This is a genomic window from Streptomyces sp. NRRL F-2580 (assembly GCF_000720115.1).
GTDB lineage: Bacteria > Actinomycetota > Actinomycetes > Streptomycetales > Streptomycetaceae > Streptomyces.
The window spans coordinates 112,224-132,919 of record NZ_JOIR01000019.1 but is presented as its reverse complement, the minus strand read 5'-3'; the positions used below and the strand labels follow the sequence as shown (position 1 = coordinate 132,919).

Sequence of the window (20,696 nt, the reverse complement as noted above, 5' to 3'; positions counted from 1 at the left end):
GTCCCGGTGCCGCGGTCGCGGCGCTAGCATCCCGCGCATGAACGACGACGTGCGCAACATCCTGCTCGGGGTGATAGCCACCGCCCTCAGCGGCGGGCTCGGCTGGTTCGCCCGCACCTACCTCTGGCGGCGCGCGCTGCGCCGCAAGCAGGCCTTCTTCGGCCTGCCGACCGGCTCCGACTGTCTGTTCGTGGTCAACCGGCAGATGGGCGGCACCGATTCGTCCCTGCACCGCAACGATGCGTTCGCCCTGCTGGAGATCTCCTCCCTGATCAAGGACTGCGGGGCGACCGTCCAGATCGTCACCCAGGACGGGGCCCGCCAGGGCTTCGGCGAGCGCGCCGAGTTCTGTGTGGGCGGGCCGGCCTCCAACGCGCGGACGACCGCGCACCTGGCCTCCATGCTGCCGGGGGTGCGGACCGACGTGGGGCTCGCGTCGGGGCATCCGGACCGCGGGGCCATCCGGATCGGCGGGGAGGCGTACCGCTGGGTGAAGGGGGAGGTGGAGCACGTCCTGCTGGCGCGGCTGACCACGGATCAGGGCACCCGGCCGGTGTTCCTGCTGTCGGGGCAGACCGCCATCAGCAACCAGGCCGCGGCCCGTTACCTGGCCAGGCACCACGAGCGGCTGGCCCGCAAGTACGGCAAGGGGCCGTTCTGCCTCATGCTGAAGGTGATCAACTCCGATGCCTACGGGCCCGACGTCACGGAGCTGGTGGCGGACGTCACCGGGCCGGCCCGGACACCCGAACCGGCAGCCGCGTGATCCCGTTGATGAAGTTCGACACCAACCGCCTGGGCGGGCCCGCGAGTTCCGGCGCGGGCATGGACGCGCACCACTCCTCGTAGAGGATGCGCAGCTGGAGCCGGGCGAAGTGGGCGCCGAGGCAGACGTGCGGGCCGTCCCCGAAGGAGACGTGCGGATTGGGCGTCCGGCCGAGGTCGAGGCGGGCGGGGTCGGTGAAGACCCGCTCGTCGTGGTTGGCGGAGGCGTGGAAGACGACCACCTTGTCCCCGGCCCGGACCGGCCGCCCGGCCAGTTCGGTGTCGACGGCGGCGGTGCGGCGGAAGCTGAGCACCGGCGGGTGGACGCGCAGGAGTTCGTCGACGGCCCGGTCCACGGGGACCCGTCCGCCGGCGAGCCGCCGGTAGGCGTCCGGGGCGTGGGCCAGTGCGAGCAGGCCGCCGGGGGCGGCGCTGCGCACGGTGTCGTTGCCGGCGACGGTCAGCAGGAAGAAGAACATCTCCAGTTCGGCCGGTTCGAGTCCGGCCTCGGCCAGGGCGGTCATCAGGTCGTCGCCGGGGTGCGCGCCCTTGTGGGCGGCCAGTTCGCGGGCGTACGCGAACATCTCGCCGAGCAGCGCCGGGGAGCGCGGGTTGCGGGGTTTGCCGTCCGGGCCGGGCACGGGCGCCGGGGCGTCCTCGGGGTCCTGGTAGCCGATGATCCGTACGGTCCACTCCAGGAGCAGGGCGCGGTCGGCGGCCGGGACGCCCAGCAGGTCGGTGAGGTTCAGCAGCGCGTATTCGTCGGTGACGGTGCGCACGAGGTCGGCGGCGCCGTCCTCGGCGCCCTCCCGCGCGGCGGCCAGCAGGGCGCGGGCGCGTTCCCGTACCCGGCCGGCGAAGGCGTCGACGCGGGCCGGGGTGAAGGCGCGGGAGACGAGCCGGCGCAGTCCGCCGTGCTCCGGTGGGTCCTGGTTGAGCATGGTGCGCCGCAGGAACGGCAGGTCGGCCGGGTCGGGGTCGCGGATCTGGGTGGCGCCGAGCCGGGAGGAGTACGTCCGGTGGTCGCGCAGGACGCGGACGACGTCGGCGTGCCGGGTGACGGCCCAGAAGCCGGGGCCCGCCGGCCAGCCCTGGATCTCCGGCTCCGGCTGCCAGGCCACCGGATGGTGATCGCGCAGCAGCCGGTAGCTGTCGTGCGGGATGCCCTCGGCGTAGATCCGGGGGTCGAAGACGTCCGGGACGTCCGCGGCGTGATCCATGGGGCCACCGTGACGGGTGCGCGGCCCGCCCGCAAGGGGTACGGCCGGCCGACGCGGCCGGCCGCGGGCCGGCCGCACACGTCACCGCTGGGTGCAGTCGGCGGCCGGGAGGACGGTGTCGGTGCCGTGCAGGGTGACCTGGGTGACGACGTCCGCCACGGCGGAGGTGCCGACGGTGCACACCAGCTGCTTGCGGGCCAGCTCCGAGAGGCTGCCCACGGCGAACGGCACGTGGACCGTCAGCCCCTTGTCCGGCACGTACGCGGTCACGGTCACCGCCTGCTCCTGCCCGTCGGGCACCCGGGGCAGCGCCGTGGTGAGGCCGGCCTCCAGGGCGGGCGGGGTGGGGCCGTTCAGCAGCAGCCGCACGAGCGGCACGGGCGCGAGGGTGTACTCGGGGTTGATCGCGAACGGGACCGGTACGAGCCGGTCGCCCTCCTTGGAGACGTAGTAGAGGACGGCGGCGTTCGTGCCGTTGGGCACCTTGACGGTGGCGGCGTGGCCGCTCTCGATCACCCCGGTGCGTTTGATCCCGCAGCCGGTGAGCAGCAGGGCGCAGGCCGCCAGCGCGGCCGTGGCCGCGCCGGCCCGGGCTCTCGTCTTCCGCCCTCTCATACGCGGGCCTCCAGGGGCATGTCGAGGGTGAAGAGCGCTCCCCCGGTGGGCCCGTTGCCCGCCCGGAGGGTGCCGCCGTGCAGGCGCACGTTCTCCAGGGTGATGGCGAGTCCGAGGCCGCTGCCCGCGGAGCGGGTCCGGGCCGCGTCGGCCTTGAAGAAGCGGTCGAAGATGTGCGGCAGCACCTCGGGGGCGATGCCGGGCCCGCTGTCGGCGACGTCGATGAGCAGCCGTTCGCCGTCCGCGCCCGGTGCGGTCCGTACGGTGATCCGTACGGGGGCGCCGCCGTGCCGCAGGGCGTTGCCCACGAGGTTGGCGAGGACCACGTCGAAGCGGCGGGGGTCGAGGCGGGCGCGCACCCGCTCCGGCAGCCGGGTGACGACGCGCTCGTCGTCCCAGTGCCGTCGTTCGAGGGTCTTGCGCACGGCTTCGGCGATGTCCACGTCGTCGAGGTTGAGTTCGGCGGCGCGGGCGTCGAAGCGGGAGATCTCCATCAGGTCCTCGACGAGGACGGCGAGCTTGCCGGTCTCGGCGCTGACCAGGCGCAGGGCCTTGGCGGTGTCGGCGTCGAGGCGCGAGGCGTCCTCGTCGAGGACCTCGGTCACGGCGAGCATCCCGGCGAGCGGGGTGCGCAGTTCGTGGGAGACGTCGGAGGCGAAGCGGCGGGCACGGGTCTCCGCGTCCTGCAGTTCGCGCACGGACTGCTCCAGGGCGCGGGCGGTCTCGTTGAAGGTGCGGGCGAGACCGGCGAGTTCGTCGGCGCCCCGGACCTCGATGCGGGTGTCGAGGCGGCCGCGGCCGAGGTGCTGAGCGGCCCGGCGCATGTCGCGGACCGGCCGCAGCACGCTGCGGGCGGCCAGCAGCGCGGGGACGATGGCGATGGCCAGCCCCGGGACGGCGCCCTGCTGGGCGGCTTCGACCATGGCTTCGACGGTCTGCTTCTCGGTGGAGAGCGGGACGCTGGCGTAGAAGACGGCCCCGGTGGACTCGGTGTAGCCGTTGTGCTCGAAGAGGGCGGGGACGCCGATCGTGAGCCACGGGTTGCCGCGCTGGTCCTCGGCGCGCTGGAAGGCGGCGTACTGGTTGTTGCGGACCTTCTCGCGGAGGCCGTCGGTGATGACGGTGGAGGTGGGCGTGCCCGGGTTGGTGGAGACGCGCAGGCCGCCGTACTCCCCGAAGATGATCCACGGGTGGGGTTTGCCGCGCTTGCCGAGCTCGATGACGATGCGCTGGAGTTCCGGCTGGGTGAGGGGGAGGCGGATCTCCTGCTGCTCGACCTGGTCCCGCAGGGTGTTGACCGCGGTGTCCTGGGTCTGCTTGAGGATGGCGTTGCGCGCCTGCTGGTAGGTCAGGGCGGCGGTGGTCACCGCGCTGATCGCGGCGACCAGCAGGAAGGCCGCTATCAGCCGGGTGCGCAGTCCGAGCGGTGCTATGCGTCGCACCGCGGCCTACAGGGGACCGAAGCGGTAGCCGAAGCCGCGCACGGTCTGTATGTAGCGGGGGCTGCCGGAGGGGTCCTCGATCTTGTGGCGCAGGCGGCGGACGCAGGCGTCCACGAGCCGGGAGTCGGCGTGGTAGCTGTGGTCCCAGACGTACTCGAGGAGCTGCTGGCGGGAGAAGACCTGCTCGGGCGAGGCCGACAGGTGCAGCAGCAGCTTGATCTCGCTGGGGGCGAGGGCGACGCGCTCGCCGTTCTTGGCGACGGTCAGCCCGGCGCGGTCGATGGCGAGTTCGCCGTGGACCGCGATCTCGTTGCGGGTGCCCACCGGGTCGCTGAGCCGGCGCAGTACGGCCTTGATGCGGGCCTCGATGACCTCGGTGCGGGCGGGTTTCACGATGTAGTCGTCGGCGCCGGCCTCCAGGCCGATGACTATGTCGAAGTCGTCGCCGCGCGCGGTGAGCATGATGATCGGCACCTCGCTGTTCTCGCGGATGCGGTGGCACACCTGCACCCCGTTCATGCCGGGCAGCATCAGGTCGAGGAGGACGAGTTCCGGGCGGAAGCCCGCCATCAGGGCGAGCCCCTCCTCACCGGTCTCGGCGGAGCTCACTTCGTGGCCGCGGCGGCGCAGGCCCAGGCCCACGCCCTCCCGGATGGACGGGTCGTCCTCGATCAGCAGTACACGTGGCATCCGGTCAGTATGCCAAGTCGTTGTGTTGCGCTTCCTCCCGCTATCGGCCGACCTTTCGCCGCAGGGAGTCCAGCAGGTCGGTGATCTCCGTCAGGTGCAACGGCCCGGCGAGGAGGACGACGACGAGAGCGAGGGCCGCGGTTCCCGCGCCGACCGCCGCGAAATCGCCGAGACCTTCGGCGGCCCGGGCGGCGGCGTACGCCGCGGCGGCCGCCGGGGCGCAGGCGACCAGGAGCCGCAGGTGGGTCCGCACGGCCGTGGCGCGCCGCTCGGTACGGGTGCCCGTGCGCGGGCCGAGTCGGCGGGAGAGGGTGTACGCGGTCACGGCGGCGCCCGCGAGGAAGGCGACGGAGGAGGCCGCGGCCATGCCGGTGACCGCCCAGCGGGGGGACAGCAGGAAGTAGGCGGCGGCGGACAGCCCGGCGTTCAGCGCGGCGATGACCAGGTTCAGGAAGAAGGGGGTCCGGGTGTCGGAGAGGGCGTAGAAGCCGCGCGAGAGCACGTACTGCGCGGAGAAGGCGACCAGGCCGGGGGCGAAGGCGATGAGCATGCCGGCCATGACCTCGATGCCGGCGGCGTCGGTGCGGCCGTACTCGAAGACGCTGCCCATCACCCACGGGGCGAGGGCGGCGAAGAGCGCGGCGGCGGGGACGACGAGGGCGGCACTGGAGCGCAGCGCGTAGGAGATGTCACCGCGCAGGGTGGCGAGTTCGCCGTCGGACGCGGCCGCGCTCATGCGGGGCATCAGGGCGGTCACGAGGGAGACGGTGATGATGCCCTGCGGGACGATCCACAGCTGGTAGGCGTTGCTGTAGGCGGCGTACCCGGCGCCCGGGAGGCCGGCCAGGTCGGCCTGGACGCCGGCGGTGGTGGAGAGCCGGGTGACGACCCAGTAGGCGATCTGGTTGGTGAGGACGAGCATGACCAGCCAGCCCGCGTTGCGCAGCGGGCGGCCGAGGCCGCTGCCGCGCCAGTCGAAGCGGGGGCGCCAGCGGAAGCGGGCGGCGCGCAGCGAGGGGACGAGGGCGAGGGCCTGGACGACGATGCCGGCGGTGGTGCCGAGGCCCAGCAGGCGCGTCTCGCCGGCGGTGAGGCCGTCCGTCGCGTCGTGGGAGACGTACAGGAACAGCCCGAAGACGGCGATGATCACGAAGTTGTTGAGGACCGGGGTCCACATCATCGCGCCGAACCGGCCGCGGGCGTTCAGCACCTGGCCGAGCAGGGTGAACAGCCCGTAAAAGAGGATCTGCGGCAGGCAGTAGCGGGCGAGCGCGACGGTGGTGCTCTCCTGGGCCCCGCTGTAGTCGGTGTACGTCGAGATGATCAGCGGGGCGGCGAGGACGGCCACGGCGGTGAGCGCGACGAGCGCCGCCGTGCAGGCGGTCAGCAGGCGGTCGGTGTAGGCCGCGCCGCCGTCCTCGTGCTCCTTGGCGGCCCGGACCAGCTCGGGCACGAAGACGGCGTTGAGCGCGCCGCCGACGAGCAGCATGTAGATGATGTTCGGGACCGTGTTGGCCACCGCGTAGCCATCGCCGAGCATGCCGACGCCCAGCGCGGCGACGACGACGGCGGAGCGGACGAAGCCGGTGGCGCGGGAGACGACCGAGCCGGCCGCCATGAGCGCGCCGCTGCGCAGCACCGAGGTCTTGCCCGGTGCCGGGCCGCCGTCGGCCGCGGCGGCGGTATGCCGGGCGTCGGTGGCCGTCACCGGCGCGCCAGGTAGGCCTGGAACGCCTTGTAGAGCGCCGTGTTGGCCACTCCGTCCATCGGGGTCTCCCATTCGCCGAGCGTTTCGACGACCTGCCCGCCGGTGCCGAGCTTCCAGCGCAGCAGCCCGAAAGAACGTTCGTCGGGGTCAAGGGTGGAGGGTACCCCGCGCATGTCGTACTCCTCCGCGCCGAGGGCGTGTGCGTCGCACATCATGCGCCACTGCAGGGCGTTGCTGGGACGCACCTCGCGCCGGTGGTCGGCGGAGGCGCCGGTCTGGTACCAGACCCGCTTCCCGGCGACGATCATCGTGTGGGCGGCGAGGATCTCGCCCCGGTGGATGCCCAGGTAGAGGCGCATGCGGCCGGGCTGCTCCGCGTTCAGGACCCGGTACTGCTGCTCGTAGTACGCGAGGGAGCGGCCGAGCCGGAAGCCGTCGCGCTCCTCGGTGATGCGCAACAGCCGGTAGAACTCGGGCAGGTCGGCGGAGGTACCGAGGACCGTCTCCACGCCGGCCTTCGCGGCCTTGCGCACGTTGCGCCGCCACTCCTGGTTCAGGCCCGACCACAGGTCGTCCAGGGAGCGGTCGGCCAGCGGCACGCGGAAGACGTGGCGGGGCTGGGCGTCGCCGTCGTCCTCACCGCCGCACCGCTTCCAGCCGCGGGTGCGCAGCCGGTCGGCGAGGGCGGCGCCCACCGGGTCGACCTCGGTGGCGAGCACGTCGGATATCTGCCGGCCGGTCCCGGTCCCGGCCTTGGCGGTGGCCGCGTCCCAGCGGCGGTAGGCGGGGGTGGGGCCGATGCGGACGGCGAAGGCGCCGGCGGAGCGCATGTGGCGCATGAGGGGGTTCAGCCAGCGGTCGATGCGCGGGTCGGACCAGTCCGCGACGGGACCCTCGGGAAGGTAGGCGAAGTATTTCCGGGTGCCGGGGAATTGCCGGTAGAGAACGAGACCGGCGCCTTCTATTTCTCCGCCGGGGTAGTGCCATCCGACCTTTTCCGACCGCCAAAGGTCCTTTACTGCGGCCCAGGACGGGTACTGGAGGAAGCTGGCCCGCCCGTGCCGGGAAAGGAACGCCTGGTATTCGACGTCGGACAGGGTGCGCACCGTCAGCTCCCGGTCCTGGTCGCGGTACTGCTGGGCGGGGGTCACGAGCAGTGCACACATGGCTGTTCGGCCTTCCTGTACGTCCGGGGCGGGCGGCGGGGTCGGGATGCACAGGACTCTCACAGTCGGCCATGACCGGACCGCGCGGCGATTGTGACCGGACGGTGACCGTTTTGCTGCGGTCCATGTCACAAGCGGCGGACCGACATTTTCCGCGGATTGCGCAACCTAGAGTCGTCTTGTTCGCATCCAGGTTTGCGAACGGTTAATTCTTGGGAGGGGTTTACGTTGAGCCGCACACGCCGCACCGCCATGGCGGGTACCGCACTTCTGGCCGCCGCGCTGACCGCCTGCTCGGGCGGGAGCGACAGCGGGAGCGGTGCGTCGGGCAAGGCCGATATGAAGCCGAAGGCCGACATGGCGGTCTCGGTGAACCTCACGGGCGATCAGGTCAAGGCTGGCCAGCCCGTCACGGTGACCGTCGCCGAAGGCAAGCTGGCCCAGGTGAAGGTGACCGACGCGAAGGGCGCGGAGCTGCCGGGGAAGATAGCCGACGACGGCAGGACCTGGACCTCGGAGCGCAACGCGGCCCCCGGCTCGGAGTACAAGGTCGAGGCCCAGAACACCGAGAGCCAGAGCGCCACCACGCAGTTCAAGACCGGCGCCGCCGACAAGGTGAACAAGGTCTCGATCAACATACCCAAGGGCAGCACGGTGGGCGTGGCGATGCCGGTCTCGATCGTCTTCGACAACCCGGTGGCGAACAAGGCCGAGGTGGAGAAGCAGCTCAAGGTCACCACTTCGAACAACACCGAGGGTTCCTGGGGCTGGATCAAGGACTACTCCGGCAACGACCGCGTCGACTGGCGGCCCAAGGAGTACTGGAAGTCGGGCACGGACGTGAAGGTCGAGATGAACCTGAACGGCGTGGACTCCGGTAAGGGCGGCGGCTTGTTCGCCAAGGACTACAACACCGAGTTCAAGATCGGCAAGGACCGTCGGATCGAGGTCAGCCTCGACACCAAGAAGTTGGCGGTGACCGAGGACGGCCAGGCGCAGAAGACGATCCCGATCTCGGCCGGCACTCCCGGCGGCAAGAAGGCGTCCTGGTCCGGGAAGATGGTGATCATGACGAAGGAGGGCACCATCCGGATGGACTCCCAGACGGTGGGCCTGGACGACGCCTACGACAAGATGGTCGACTACTCGATGCGGCTCACCTGGTCCGGCATGTACGCGCACGCCGCTCCGTGGAACTCCGCCAACTTCGGCCGCGCCAACAGCAGTTCCGGCTGCGTGGGGATGAGCGACGCCGACGCCAAGGGCTTCTTCGCGCAGTCCCAGATCGGTGACCCCTTCGAGGTCGTGGGCTCGGGCTCCAAGGGCAACGCCGACATCGGCAACGGCTACGGCGAGTGGAACCTGACCTGGGACGCCTGGAAGGCCAAGAGCGCCGCGACCGGGACCCCGCAGAACGGCTGAGCGTCAACCGCCCGGCCGTTGACTCTCGTTCAATTGTTACCACCACGTAACTTACTGACGGGTTACCTCCAGTAACTCCCTCCCGTTACCGTCGGGTCACTTTGACAACCCCGGCGTACGCGAGGAGCGATTGATGGAACGCACCACCACCGCCGCAGCCGTGGCAGCCCTGCTGGCGGCAGCCGCCCTGGGCCTGGCCCCCCACCAGGCCCAGGCGGCTCCCGCCCCCGCCGCGGCGGTCGCCGCCGACGCCCCGGCGGCCTCGCCGGAGCTGCGCTTCCACGACATCCCCGGCTCCGGCGGCATCACCCTCAAGGGCAACGTCTTCACCCCGGCCGGGGCGGTGAGCGGCCGGAAGTACCCGCTCATCGTGCTGCCCAGCAGCTGGGGCATGCCCCAGATCGAATACATCGCCCAGGCCCGGAAGCTCGCCGACTCCGGTTACGTCGTGGTCAGTTACACCTCCCGCGGCTTCTGGCTCTCCGGCGGGCAGATCGAGGTGGCCGGCCCGCCGGACATCGCCGACGTCAGCGCCGTCATCGACTGGGCCCTGGCCAACTCCCCCGCCGACGCGGACCACATCGGCCTCGGCGGGGTCTCGTACGGCGCCGGCATCAGCCTGCTGGCCTCCGCGCACGACCCGCGCGTCAAGGCCGTGGTCGCGATGAGCGGCTGGGCCGACCTCATCGAGTCCATCTACTCCGGCCGCACCCAGCACCTCCAGGCCGCCGGGATGCTCGGCGCCGCCGGCTACCTCACCGGCCGCCCCGGCCCCGAACTCCAGTCGGTCCTGGGCGACTTCCTCGGCTCCCGGCTGGACCGGGAACAGCAGATGATCGAGTGGGGCAGGCAGCGTTCGGCCGCCGAGCAGGTGGACCGGATCAACGCCAACGGCACCGCGGTCATGCTCGGCAACGCCTGGGGCGACACCATCTTCCCGCCCAACCAGTACGCGAAGTTCTACGAGCGGCTGACCGGCCCCAAGCGCCTGGAGTTCCGGCCCGGGGACCACGCCACCGCCGAGGGCACCGGCCTGCTCGGCCTGCCCAACGACACCTGGACCAACGCCCACCGCTGGTTCGACCGCTACCTCAAGGGCGAGCGCAACGGCGTCGACACCGAGGCCCCGGTGCAGATCAAGTCCCGCAGCGACGAGGGCTACGAGGGCTACGCCGACTGGAAGTCGGTCGGCTCGGGCGGCAACGAGAGACTCGCGCTCTCCGACAGCGAGCACGTCTTCGCCAATGTCGACTCCGGCGCCAACGGCGGGATCATCTTCCTCTCCAGCATCCTCGACCAGTTCGTCAAGGCGCCCCCGACGGCCTCGATACCGCTGCTCCCCCGCGCCTTCGCCGCCGTCTGGCAGTCGGAGCGCTACGACAGCGCGCGCCGGGTCCGCGGCACCGTCGCCCTGCACACCACCGTCACTCCCACCAAGGCCGACGGCACCTTCGTCGCGTACCTCTACGACGTCGGCCCGCTCGGCATCGGCAAGCTCGTCAGCAACGCCCCGTACACCTTCCACGGCCGTGCGCCGGGCCGGGCGTTCGGGGTGGACCTGGAGCTCTTCTCCACCGCGTACGACGTGCCCGCGGGACACCGGCTCGCGCTCGTCATCGACACCGTCGACCCGCTCTACATCGAGCACAACCCCACCGGGGCGCAGCTGACCTTCTCCTCGTCGCGCTCCGATCCCTCCTACGTCTCGGTCCCGCTGCGCGAGCAGTGATCCGCGGCGGCCGCCCGTACCTCAGTGCTTGAGGATCTTGGAGAGGAAGTCCTTGGCCCGGTCGCTCTCCGGAGCGGTGAAGAACTGCTCCGGAGTGCGGTCCTCGACGATCCGCCCGTCGGCCATGAAGACCACCCGGTTCGCGGCGGAGCGGGCGAAGCCCATCTCGTGCGTGACCACGACCATGGTCATGCCCTCGCGCGCGAGCTGCTGCATGACCTCCAGCACCTCGTTGATCATCTCCGGGTCGAGCGCCGAGGTGGGCTCGTCGAAGAGCAGGGCCTTGGGGTCCATGGCGAGGGCCCGGGCGATGGCCACCCGCTGCTGCTGGCCACCGGAGAGCTGGGCGGGGAACTTCTCCGCCTGGTCGGCGAGGCCGACGCGGTCCAGGAGCTCCCGGGAGCGCCGGTCCGCCTCGCCGCGCCCGCGCCCGCGGACCTTGACCTGCGCGAGCGACACATTGGCGAGGACCGTCTTGTGCGCGAAGAGGTTGAAGGACTGGAAGACCATGCCGACCTCGGCGCGCAGCCGGGCCAGTTCCTTGCCCTCGGCGGGCAGCGGCTCCCCGTCCAGCAGGATCGTGCCCGACTCGACGGCCTCCAGCCGGTTGATCGCCCGGCACAGGGTGGACTTCCCGGAACCGGAGGGGCCGATGACCACCACCACCTCCCCGCGGCCCACGGTGAGGTTGATGTCCCGCAGGACGTGCAGCTGCCCGAAGTGCTTGTTGACGTCCCGCAGCTCGATCAACGGATCGACGGTCATGCGCTGCCCTGTCCCCTGGGTTCCGGTGTGTCGAGGTCAGCGCAAACTATCCAGCCCCGCAAGGGCACTTCGCCGCGACACGCCGGGCACCGGGCGCCGGGCGCCGGACGCCGGGGCGTCAGCCCTCGGAGGCCTCGGCGTAGGCCTGGCTGAGTTCGGGGGATCCGGTCATCGCCCAGGACACCCCCGACTCGATCACGTTCAGCTCGCGGCCCGAGGCCAGCAGGATCACCGGCTGGCCGTTGGGCCACACCTGCCAGCCGGCCCCCGGGACGGTCCGGACGATCACGGTCCCGAGGTAGAAGCCCGCGTCGTTGCCGAGCCAGGGCACCACCTCGGGGTCCCGGCGCCAGCGCGGCATCAGCTGGTCCAGCGCCTCCAAGGAGCCCTGGCTCTCGTCGAGTTCGAGGCCGGCCGCCCGCGCGTGGACGCGCAGCATCTCGCACTCCGAGAAGAGCTCGGCGACGCCCTCGGGATCGTCCGCGAGGGCGGCGGCGAGTCCCGCACCCTGTTCCGTTTCACGCCGGTTCAGCCAGTTGTCCAGGAAAGGGATGTTCATACCGCCCAGCGTCGCACCAGGATCCGCCGCTGGCCACAGGGCGCGCCTGGATCGGCCGGCCCGGATGACGGCCGGCGAGGGCGGTCCGCCGCGGCCTACCGGTCGAGGTCGAGGTCCACGACGACCGGGGCGTGGTCGGACGCGCCCTTGCCCTTGCGCTCCTCGCGGTCGACGTAGGCGTCGGTGACGGCCTTGGTGAAGGGCTCGTTCCCGTACACCAGGTCGATGCGCATGCCCCTGTTCTTGGGGAAGGCGAGCTGGCGGTAGTCCCAGTACGTGTAGGGGCGGTCGTACTTGAGGGGGCGCGGCAGCACGTCCGAGAGCCCGGCGGCCCGCAGTGCCTCCAGGGCGGCCCGCTCGGCGGGGGTGACGTGGGTGAGGCCGGCGAAGACGGCCGGGTCGTAGACGTCCTCGTCGGTCGGGGCCACGTTGAAGTCGCCGAGCACCGCGAAGGGGCGCGGGCCGGCCGCGTCCTGCGCGACGGCCGTGGTCAGTGAGCGGAACCAGTCCAGCTTGTAGCCGTAGTGGTCGTGCTCGACCTCCCGGCCGTTGGGCACGTACACCGACCAGAGCCGGACCCCGCCGCAGGTCGCGGAGATCGCGCGGGGCTCCTGGATCCCTTCGTAGTCGGGCCCTCCGGGCAGTCCGAGGACCACGTCGTCCAGGCCGACCTTGGAGAGCAGGGCCACGCCGTTCCACCGGCCGGTGGCGTTGACGGCCGATTCGTAGCCCAGCTCGCGCAGCTCGGCGTGCGGGAACTGCTCCGCCGAGCACTTGGTCTCCTGGACGCACAGGACATCGGTGCCGGAGCTCTCCAGCCAGGCCAGCAGACGGGGCAGCCGGGCGGTGACGGAGTTGACGTTGAAGGTGGCGATACGCATGCGTTCCAACCTACCTCCAGGCACCGACACTCACAGGTCCGTGCTGTCCCCCGCGGTGAGTCGGCCGTGGTCGGTGCCGCCCAGGGCGTCCAGGGCGAAGTCGTAGATCGGCCTGGCGATGTCGGAGAGGTAGGCGTCGTGGATGTCGAGGGCCCGGCGCGGCTTGACCTCACGGAGGTAGTCGATCACCTCGCCGACCTTGTTCCAGGGGGCGTGCACCGGGAGCATCAGGGTCTCCACCGGGACCCCGGGCACGGTCAGGGCGTCCCCGGGATGGAAGAGGGAACCCTCCACGAGGTAGCCGACGTTCGTGACCCGCGGCATGTCCGGGTGGATCACCGCGTGCAGCTCCCCGTGCACCTGGACCTCGAACCCGGCGGCGGTGAAGGTGTCGCCGTGGCCGACGGTGTGCACCCGGCCCGGATAGGCGGGGGCGAGCTTGTCGGCGACGCTGCGCAGGGTCCACAGCCCGGCCGCCGGGTTCGCGTCGAGGGCGGCCCGCAGTCGGCCCTCCTCGAAGTGGTCGGGGTGTTCGTGCGTGACCAGCAGGGCGTCCGCCCCCAGGCCCGCGTCGGGTTCGCTGAAGGCGCCCGGGTCGATGACGAGCGTGCGCCCGTCCTTCTCCAACTGGACGCAGGAGTGCAGCCGCTTGGTGAGCTTCATGATCCCAGGCTAAGGGCTGTCCCGTAATCCCCGGTGGATCAGCGCACGGCGGCAGATGCGGTGCATCGCAAGGCGGAGGGGCGCCCCCATACTGGGCGTATTCGGGCGTTCCGACAATGCAGCGAGGTGCCGTAGCTGGCATCGTGCGCCCGCCGGGGATTACGGGACAGCCCTTGGCGCCGGACGGGCCCCGGTCAGGGAGTGGTCGTGGAGACCACGTAGACCCGGGGCTTCTCGGGGTCGGTGAGGTCCACCGTGATGTCCCGGGTGGGGCGCGGGTCCGGCTGTTCCAGGGTGGTCCCGTACCAGGTGGCCTCCGGGCTCCAGCTCCAGCCGGCGACCTCGGAGTCGTGCGCGGAGATCGAGACCTCGCCCCGCGTCAGCCCGGCCCGGCTGGTGCCGACGGCGGCGAGGAAGGCGTCCAGGTCCTCGGGGGTCACCGCGAACGCGGTGAACAGCCGGCTGGTGCGCCAGTTGTTCGTCTCCAGGAACCCGACCCGCCAGGCCTTCGGCGGGATCGGGACCTCGTAGATGCTGCGCTGCACCTTGGAGGGCCAGCCGGGGCGCACCTCGGACGCGCCGACCTTGGCGGCCTTGTCACGGCCGCTCTCGCGGCTCTGCTGGGTGGAGATCGCGAGGTAGCCCGCGGGTACGCCGATCAGCAGCACGATGATGATCGCGGTGATCCAGCGGCGCTTGACGACGTGCCTGCGGTCCTCGGCGGTGGGCGGCGGCGTGGCGTCCGCGTCGGGTGCGGGGGCCTGGTGGGGCAGGGAGGGCGGTGTCACGGTTTTTCCTGGTCCTCGGATCCGGCGGGGTCGCGCCGGCCCAGCTGCTGCACGTAGCGCTCGTACCGTTCGTAGCGCTCGACCCGCCGGCGGGTGGCGCGGCGGAAGCGCCGGGCGACGAGCCGGGCGAGGTCGGCGGCGCCGACCATACCGGCCTCGGGGCCGAGCTGGGCCTTGGCGATGCGCGCCTCCGGCCGGTAGCCGCGGCCGGTGAGGTGGCGGCGGAAGGCCTCCCGCGCGGGACCGATCAGCAGGTCGTCGGCGGCGCTGACGCCACCGCCGATGACGAAGCAGGAGGGGTCGAGGGCGGCGGCGAGGTTGGCGATGCCGACGCCGAGCCACTGGCCGATGTCCTGGAGCAGCTCGACGCACATGGCGTCGCCCTCACGGGCGAGCTCGGTGATGAGCGGCCCGGTGATCTCGTGGACGTTGCCGCCGACCCTGGCGATGATGTTGTACGCGACCGGGGAGTCGGCGGCGGCCAGCTCGCGGGCCTCGCGGACCAGGGCGTTTCCGGAGCTGTACTGCTCCCAGCAGCCGCGGTTGCCGCAGGGGCAGCGGTGGCCGCCGGGGACGACCTGCATGTGGCCGAACTCGCCGGCGACCCCGAAGCGTCCGCGCTTGACCTGGCCGCCCTCCAGGATGGCCCCGCCGATGCCGGTGCCGAGCGTGATCATGACGAGGTGGTCCTCGCCGCGCCCGGCGCCGAAGCGCCACTCGGCCCAGGCGGCGGTGTTGGCGTCGTTGTCCACCATGACCGGGACCGCGAGCCGGGACTGGAGCGCGTCGCGCAGCGGCTCGTCGCGCCAGGCCAGATGGGGTGCGAACAGGACCCGGGAGCGGTCGGCGTCCACCCAGCCGGCGGCCCCGATGCCGACCGCGTGCACGTCGTGCCGGTCGGAGAGGTCCAGGACCAGCTCGACGATGGTGTCCTCGACGACCTTGGGGCTCTTGGACTTGTCCGGGGTCTCGGTGCGGATCTTCTCCAGGATGATTCCGTCGGCGTCGACGACCCCGGCCATCACCTTGGTGCCGCCGATGTCGATCCCGACGGTCGGCACGCGCGGGGCGGTCAGGTGCGACCGGCGCTCACGGGTTCCGATGGTCCGCAGGACGGTGCCTCGCGCCGACCCCCGGTGGGTGAGCGTGAAGTCCCGGTACGTGCTCATCGAGTCGTGTCGTCCCTCTTGGCTGGGGTGGTACGGGAAGCCGGGTCGGCTGCGCCGGGTGGGGCGTCTGCCCCCGATTCTGCCACCCGCTCCAGTTCGTGGCTCAGTTCGTCCAGCTCGGAGCCGCCCGCCATCTGCCGGGTGAGCTCGTCGAGCGTGATCGAGTCGCGGGTGTGGCTGCCCGCCATGGTGCCGCGCTTGAGGAGGACGAAACGGTCCCCCACCAGGTACGCGTGGTGCGGGTTGTGGGTGATCAGGACCACGCCGAGGCCCGCGTCGCGGGCGGCGGCGACGTACTTGAGGACCACGCCGGACTGCTTCACGCCGAGGGCCGCGGTGGGCTCGTCGAGTACGAGGACCTTGGCGCCGAAGTACACGGCGCGGGCGATGGCCACGCACTGGCGTTCACCGCCGGACAGGGTGCCGATGGGCTGGTCGACGTCGCGCAGGTCGATGCCCATGCGCAGCAGCTCGGCTCGGGTGGTCTCGCGCATGAGGGGCACGTCGAGGCGGCGGAAGGGGCCGTGGCCCCTGGTGGGCTCGGAGCCGAGGAAGAAGTTGCGCCAGACCGGCATCAGCGGGACGACGGCGAGGTCCTGGTAGACGGTGGCGATGCCGCGGTCCAGGGCCGCGCGCGGGTTGGCGAGCACGGTCTCCTCGCCCTCGATCTCGAAGGTGCCCGAGTCGTGCCGGTGCAGGCCCGCGATGATCTTGATGAGGGTGGACTTGCCGGCGCCGTTGTCACCGAGGACACAGGTGATCTCGCCCGCCGAGACCTCCAGGGAGACCCCCTGGAGGGCGCGGATGTTGCCGTAGTACTTGCTGACGTCGGTCAGCCTGACGAGTGCGTCGCCGGTCATGCCCGTGCCTCCGCCCGCTTGCGGACCCATGCGTTGAGCAGCGTGGCCAGCAGGAGCATCGCGCCGAGGAAGAACTTGAACCAGTCCGGGTTCCACTGCGCGTACACGATGCCGTTGCTGGTCATGCCGAAGATGAAGGCGCCGACCGCCGAGCCGATGGCGGAGCCGTAGCCGCCGGTCATCAGGCAGCCGCCGATGACGGCCGCGATGATGTAGAGGAACTCGTTGCCGACGCCCTCGCCCGACTGGACCACGTCGAACGAGAAGAGGATGTGCTGCCCGGAGATCCAGGCGCACAGGGCGACGCCCATGTAGAGGCCGATACGGGTCTTCACGACGGGCACGCCGGTCGCGCGGGCCGCGTCGGCCCCGCCGCCCACGGCGAAGATCCAGTTCCCGGCGCGGGTGCGCAGCAGGATCCAGGTGGCCACGGCGACGATGGCCAGCCACCACAGGATGGTGACCTTGAGGGTGACCGAGCCGACGTTCCACTGCGAGGCGAAGAGGGCCCGCGCGGAGGAGAAGCCCTCCATGTCGGCGATGGTCTTGGTGGAGACCGAGCCGCTGATCAACTTGGTGAAGCCGAGGTTCAGGCCGGTCAGCATCAGGAAGGTGCCGAGCGTGATGATGAAGCTGGGCAGTTTGGTGCGGGTCAGCATGAAGCCGTTGAAGAAGCCGATGGCCAGCGTGACCAGCAGGGACACGGCGACGCCGACCCAGACGTCGGCCGTCATCTGGTAGCTGAACATCGAGCTCACCAGCGCGGAGGTCGTGACCATGACACCGGCGGAGAGGTCGAACTCGCCGCCGATCATCAGCAGGGCCACCGGAGCGGCCATGATCCCGATGGTGGAGGCCGAGTACAGGATCGTGCTCAGGCTGGAGGCCTGCAGGAAGCTGGGGGCGGCGAAGGAGAAGAAGACGAAGACGGCGGCGGCGCCGACCACGGAGCCCAGCTCCGGGCGGGCGAGCAGCTTGCGCACGACGGAAGTGGGTGCGAGCCGTTCGTCGACGGCGGCGGGCGCGCTCATCGGCTGCCCCGCTTGATGAACTCCTCCAGCTTGGACGCCTCGGCGGCGGTGACGATCTGCGGTCCGGTGAGCACCGGGCGGCCGCCGCCGAGCACGTTCGCGTTGTAGCGGTACAGCCAGAGCAGGTCGATGGCCTCGTAGCCCTGGAGGTAGGGCTGCTGGTCGACGGCGAAGCCGAGGGCCCCCGACTTGAGGTCGCGGGCCACCGACGCGTTGAGGTCGAAGGTGTCGACCTCGGCCTTGCCGGCCGCCGCGTCCTTCGCCTTGATCGCGGTCGGGGCGAAGGGGGCGCCGAGGGTGATGATCGCGTCGACGGACGGGTCGGCCTGGAGCTTCGCCTGGATGGACGCCTGGACGGAGGGCATGTTGGTGCCCTCGACGTACAGGTTCTCCATCGTCCCGGAGAAGGTCTTCTTCGCCCCGGCGCAGCGCTGCTCGTGGCCCACGTTGCCCTGCTCGTGCAGGACGCAGACGGCCTTCTTGCGGCCGCGCTTGTTCAGCTCGGTGCCGACCGCCTCGCCGGCGATCTCCTCGTCCTGGCCGATGTGGGTCAGCGCGCCGTACTCGGCGGACTGGGCGGAGCCGGAGTTGACCGTGATCACCGGGATGCCGGCCTTCACGGCCTTGGCGATGACGTCCTTGAGGGCCTCCGGCTTGGCGAGGCTGACGACGATCCCGTCCACCTTCTGGTCGATGGCGTTCTGCACGAACTGCGCCTGCTGCTGGGCCTGGTCGTCGTGGGCGTAGACGAAGTTGATGTTGTCCTTCGCCGCGGCCTCCTTGGCGCCCTTCTGGACGATGTCCCAGAAGGTGTCGCCGTCGCCCGCGTGCGTGACCATCGCGAAGGTCCAGCGCGGGGTGGAGACGGCGGGCCGACCCGCCTCGGCGGCCTTCGCCCGCTCCTCGGCGCGCTTGCCCCCCGTACTGCTGCAGCCCGCGAGCGAGGCCCCCAGTACCGCCGCGAGCACGGCGCCCACGACGCGCACCCCTGTCCGAACCCTAGCCACGTCGCCGTGCCCTTCCCTCGTCACCAATTCGGTCCGCCGTCGAGCCGGTCACCAATGCGGTCATTCCGGCTCCATTCCGGTCCAGCCGCTCAGTATCCGCCACAGTCGACCATGAAGGGTCATCGGGGCACTCACGCGCAGGTTGACATGCGCGGGCGGATTGACAGGTTCCGCCGACAGGGTCAGGTTGAGTGCATGCGCATCGGGCTCATCGGAACGGGCCGGATCGGCTCCTTCCACGCGGCGGCGCTGGCCCGCCACCGGGATGCGGGCTCGCTCCTGCTCGCGGACGCCGATCCCGAGCGGGCGGCGCGCCTCGCCGACCGGCTCGGGGCCACTGCCGCGCCCAGCGTGGAGCAGGTCTTCACGTGGGGCGTGGACGCGGTGGTCGTGGCATCGGCGACCGAGGCCCACGCGGATCTCGTCGTACGGGCGGTGCGCGGCGGGCTGCCGGTCTTCTGCGAGAAACCGCTGGCCCCGGACCTGAACCGGACCCTGGCGGCACTGCGTGAGGTGAGGGCCGCGGGCGGGCTGCTCCAGGTGGGGTTCATGCGCCGCTTCGACGCGGGCTACGGCACGGCCCGGGAGCTGGTCCGCTCGGGCGCCCTGGGGCGGCTGCACACCGTACGGACGATGACGGCCGATCCGGCGCCGCCGGCCGCCGCGTACCTGGCGACCTCGGGCGGCCTGTACCGGGACTGTCTGGTGCACGACTTCGACATGGTCCGCTGGGTGACCGGGCACGAGGTGGTCGAGGTGTACGCGGCCGGGTCGGACGCCGGACCCGCTCTGTTCCGGGAGGCGGGCGACATCGACACGGCGGCCGCCGTGCTGACGCTGGATGACGGAACCCTGGTCACGGCCACCGGCACGCGGTGCAACGGCGCCGGGTACGACGTACGGATGGAGCTGGCCGGGGAGCTGGACCAGGTCTCGGTGGGGCTGGACGACCGGACGCCGATCGCCTCCACCGAACCGCACGGCCCACCGCCGGCGAGCAAGCCGTGGACCGGCTTCCTGGAACGTTTCGCCCCGGCGTACGAGGCCGAGCTGGCGGCCTTCATCCGGCTGGTGCGGGGCGAGGGGCCCAACCCGTGCGACGGCCGGGAGGCGCTGGCGGCCTTCCGGATCGCGGAGGCCTGCGAACTCTCGCGCCGGGAACGGCGCCGGGTCCGGCTGGAGGAGCTCCGGGACCTGCCGGTTCTGTAAGCGGGGCACGGGGCCACACTAAGCCGGGTGATCACCTGTGGCTGCGAGCTTTCCGGCCACCCTCAGGCGGTGGTGACGGCGCGCCGACCCCACGCGGTGCCGACCAGGACCAGGAGGGCGCCCGCGTAACCGAGGAGCCCCGGATCCTCCCCTCCGATGGCGATGCCGGCGACGGCCGCCCACAGCGGCTCGGTGCCGAGCAGCAGGCTGACCCGGGAGGGCGAGGTCCGGCGCACGGCCCACATCTGCACGAAGAAGGCGAAGAGGGTGCAGAAGACGGAGAGGAAGGCCAGCCCGGCCCACTCCGCGGGCCCGAAGCCGGCCGCGGCGGCCCACGGGCTCGCCCCGGTCCCGGGCACGGCGGCCAGCAGCGCGAAGACGAGCACGGCGCCGCCGAGCTGCACGGTGGTCAGCGACAGCGAGTCGGCGTCCCGGACCGCCTCGATCCGGGCCATGAGCAGGACGTGCAGGGTCCGGGCGAGGGCTGCGCCGAGGATCAGCAGGTCACCGAGGCCGGGCGCGCAGAATCCGGCGCCCTGGGTGAGCAGCACGACACCGGCCACGGAGACGGCCGCGGCCCCGAGGAATCCGCCGGAGGGCGCCTGCCGCCGCACCGCGGCCTCGGCCAGCGGGGTGAAGATCATGGTCAGGCTGATGATCAGCCCGGCGTTGGTCGCGGAGGTGTGGACGACCCCGTAGGTCTCCAGGAGGAAGATCCCGCCGAGTACGAGGCCCAGCAGTCCGGCGGCGCGCGACTGCGCCGGCGTCAGGGCGCGCAGCCGCGACCACCCGGCGACGACCAGGACCGGCAGCACGAGCGCGAACCGCAGCACGAGCACGGCGACGACGGTGTGGGTGGTGGTGATGCCCTTGGCGGCAAGGTAGCTCCCGCCCCAGACGACGGCGACGGCCAGCACGGGCAGATCGGCGAGCCAGGCCCGGCGGGGGGCTTCGACTTCGACGGCGGGCGAGAGCACGGTCATGGGGGTGTCTCCGACGGCACGGGG

Annotated in this window: 20 protein-coding genes; 4 read left to right on the top strand and 16 right to left on the bottom strand. The window is 71.6% G+C overall.

What is annotated here, in order from left to right; translation table 11 throughout:
- Window positions 1-37: 37 nt before the first annotated feature.
- Window positions 38-766, top strand: a complete 729-nt coding sequence (locus tag IF88_RS0122490) for a hypothetical protein (protein ID WP_030715308.1) — start codon at window positions 38-40, stop codon at window positions 764-766.
- On the opposite strand, the gene IF88_RS0122485 is transcribed toward IF88_RS0122490, so the two are convergent.
- The 6 genes from IF88_RS0122485 to IF88_RS0122460 form a co-directional block, all read right to left on the bottom strand.
- Complete coding sequence (locus IF88_RS0122485) at window positions 726-1,985, bottom strand: cytochrome P450 (RefSeq protein WP_030715307.1); 1,260 nt, start codon at window positions 1,983-1,985, stop codon at window positions 726-728. The genes IF88_RS0122490 and IF88_RS0122485 overlap by 41 nt on opposite strands.
- An 81-nt stretch (window positions 1,986-2,066) precedes the next feature.
- Window positions 2,067-2,600, bottom strand: a complete 534-nt coding sequence (locus IF88_RS0122480) for a GerMN domain-containing protein (RefSeq protein WP_030715305.1) — start codon at window positions 2,598-2,600, stop codon at window positions 2,067-2,069.
- Complete coding sequence (locus tag IF88_RS0122475) at window positions 2,597-4,042, bottom strand: sensor histidine kinase (RefSeq protein ID WP_030715303.1); 1,446 nt, start codon at window positions 4,040-4,042, stop codon at window positions 2,597-2,599. Before IF88_RS0122475 ends, IF88_RS0122480 begins: the two co-directional genes overlap by 4 nt.
- 6 nt (window positions 4,043-4,048) lie before the next feature.
- On the bottom strand, window positions 4,049-4,732 hold the full coding sequence (locus IF88_RS0122470) for a response regulator transcription factor (RefSeq protein ID WP_030715300.1): 684 nt from the start codon (window positions 4,730-4,732) through the stop codon (window positions 4,049-4,051).
- 40 nt (window positions 4,733-4,772) lie between these two features.
- The gene (murJ, locus tag IF88_RS0122465; RefSeq protein ID WP_030715297.1) at window positions 4,773-6,440 is read right to left on the bottom strand and encodes a murein biosynthesis integral membrane protein MurJ; all 1,668 of its coding nucleotides are present in this window, start codon (window positions 6,438-6,440) and stop codon (window positions 4,773-4,775) included.
- Window positions 6,437-7,606, bottom strand: a complete 1,170-nt coding sequence (locus IF88_RS0122460; RefSeq protein ID WP_030715295.1) for a lipid II:glycine glycyltransferase FemX — start codon at window positions 7,604-7,606, stop codon at window positions 6,437-6,439. The genes murJ and IF88_RS0122460 overlap by 4 nt, the downstream gene beginning before the upstream one ends.
- 252 nt (window positions 7,607-7,858) lie before the next feature.
- Between IF88_RS0122460 and IF88_RS0122455 the strand changes: the two genes are divergently transcribed.
- Entirely contained in the window at window positions 7,859-9,028 is a 1,170-nt protein-coding gene (locus IF88_RS0122455) for a L,D-transpeptidase (protein WP_051837341.1), read from the top strand.
- 133 nt (window positions 9,029-9,161) lie between these two features.
- On the top strand, window positions 9,162-10,757 hold the full coding sequence (locus tag IF88_RS0122450) for a CocE/NonD family hydrolase (RefSeq protein WP_030715289.1): 1,596 nt from the start codon (window positions 9,162-9,164) through the stop codon (window positions 10,755-10,757).
- 21 nt (window positions 10,758-10,778) lie between these two features.
- On the opposite strand, the gene IF88_RS0122445 is transcribed toward IF88_RS0122450, so the two are convergent.
- From IF88_RS0122445 to IF88_RS0122405, 9 genes are all read right to left on the bottom strand, one after another.
- Window positions 10,779-11,522, bottom strand: coding sequence for an amino acid ABC transporter ATP-binding protein (locus IF88_RS0122445; protein WP_030715286.1), 744 nt, complete (start codon window positions 11,520-11,522; stop codon window positions 10,779-10,781).
- Window positions 11,523-11,640: 118 nt separating this feature from the next.
- Entirely contained in the window at window positions 11,641-12,081 is a 441-nt protein-coding gene (locus IF88_RS0122440) for a DUF6278 family protein (RefSeq protein WP_030715283.1), read from the bottom strand.
- 95 nt (window positions 12,082-12,176) lie between these two features.
- Window positions 12,177-12,962: an exodeoxyribonuclease III gene (locus IF88_RS0122435; RefSeq protein ID WP_030715281.1), complete on the bottom strand. Its 786-nt coding sequence runs from the start codon at window positions 12,960-12,962 to the stop codon at window positions 12,177-12,179.
- A gap of 30 nt (window positions 12,963-12,992) precedes the next feature.
- Window positions 12,993-13,625 (bottom strand): MBL fold metallo-hydrolase, encoded by a 633-nt coding sequence (locus IF88_RS0122430; RefSeq protein ID WP_030715278.1) that lies wholly within the window; start codon window positions 13,623-13,625, stop codon window positions 12,993-12,995.
- A gap of 194 nt (window positions 13,626-13,819) precedes the next feature.
- Window positions 13,820-14,413 carry a hypothetical protein gene (locus IF88_RS0122425; protein ID WP_030715275.1) on the bottom strand — a complete coding sequence of 198 codons (594 nt, stop codon included), beginning with the start codon at window positions 14,411-14,413 and terminating at the stop codon, window positions 13,820-13,822.
- Window positions 14,410-15,582 (bottom strand): ROK family glucokinase, encoded by a 1,173-nt coding sequence (locus IF88_RS0122420; RefSeq protein WP_030715272.1) that lies wholly within the window; start codon window positions 15,580-15,582, stop codon window positions 14,410-14,412. The genes IF88_RS0122425 and IF88_RS0122420 overlap by 4 nt, the downstream gene beginning before the upstream one ends.
- Entirely contained in the window at window positions 15,579-16,472 is an 894-nt protein-coding gene (locus tag IF88_RS0122415; RefSeq protein ID WP_199808111.1) for an ATP-binding cassette domain-containing protein, read from the bottom strand. The genes IF88_RS0122420 and IF88_RS0122415 overlap by 4 nt, the downstream gene beginning before the upstream one ends.
- Complete coding sequence (locus tag IF88_RS0122410; protein WP_030715268.1) at window positions 16,439-17,473, bottom strand: ABC transporter permease; 1,035 nt, start codon at window positions 17,471-17,473, stop codon at window positions 16,439-16,441. Before IF88_RS0122410 ends, IF88_RS0122415 begins: the two co-directional genes overlap by 34 nt.
- On the bottom strand, window positions 17,470-18,450 hold the full coding sequence (locus tag IF88_RS0122405; RefSeq protein ID WP_030715260.1) for a substrate-binding domain-containing protein: 981 nt from the start codon (window positions 18,448-18,450) through the stop codon (window positions 17,470-17,472). The genes IF88_RS0122410 and IF88_RS0122405 overlap by 4 nt, the downstream gene beginning before the upstream one ends.
- A 225-nt stretch (window positions 18,451-18,675) precedes the next feature.
- Between IF88_RS0122405 and IF88_RS0122400 the strand changes: the two genes are divergently transcribed.
- Window positions 18,676-19,689 carry a Gfo/Idh/MocA family oxidoreductase gene (locus tag IF88_RS0122400; protein WP_030715257.1) on the top strand — a complete coding sequence of 338 codons (1,014 nt, stop codon included), beginning with the start codon at window positions 18,676-18,678 and terminating at the stop codon, window positions 19,687-19,689.
- Window positions 19,690-19,751: 62 nt separating this feature from the next.
- On the opposite strand, the gene IF88_RS0122395 is transcribed toward IF88_RS0122400, so the two are convergent.
- Complete coding sequence (locus IF88_RS0122395; protein WP_030715253.1) at window positions 19,752-20,672, bottom strand: DMT family transporter; 921 nt, start codon at window positions 20,670-20,672, stop codon at window positions 19,752-19,754.
- Window positions 20,673-20,696 lie beyond the last annotated feature (24 nt).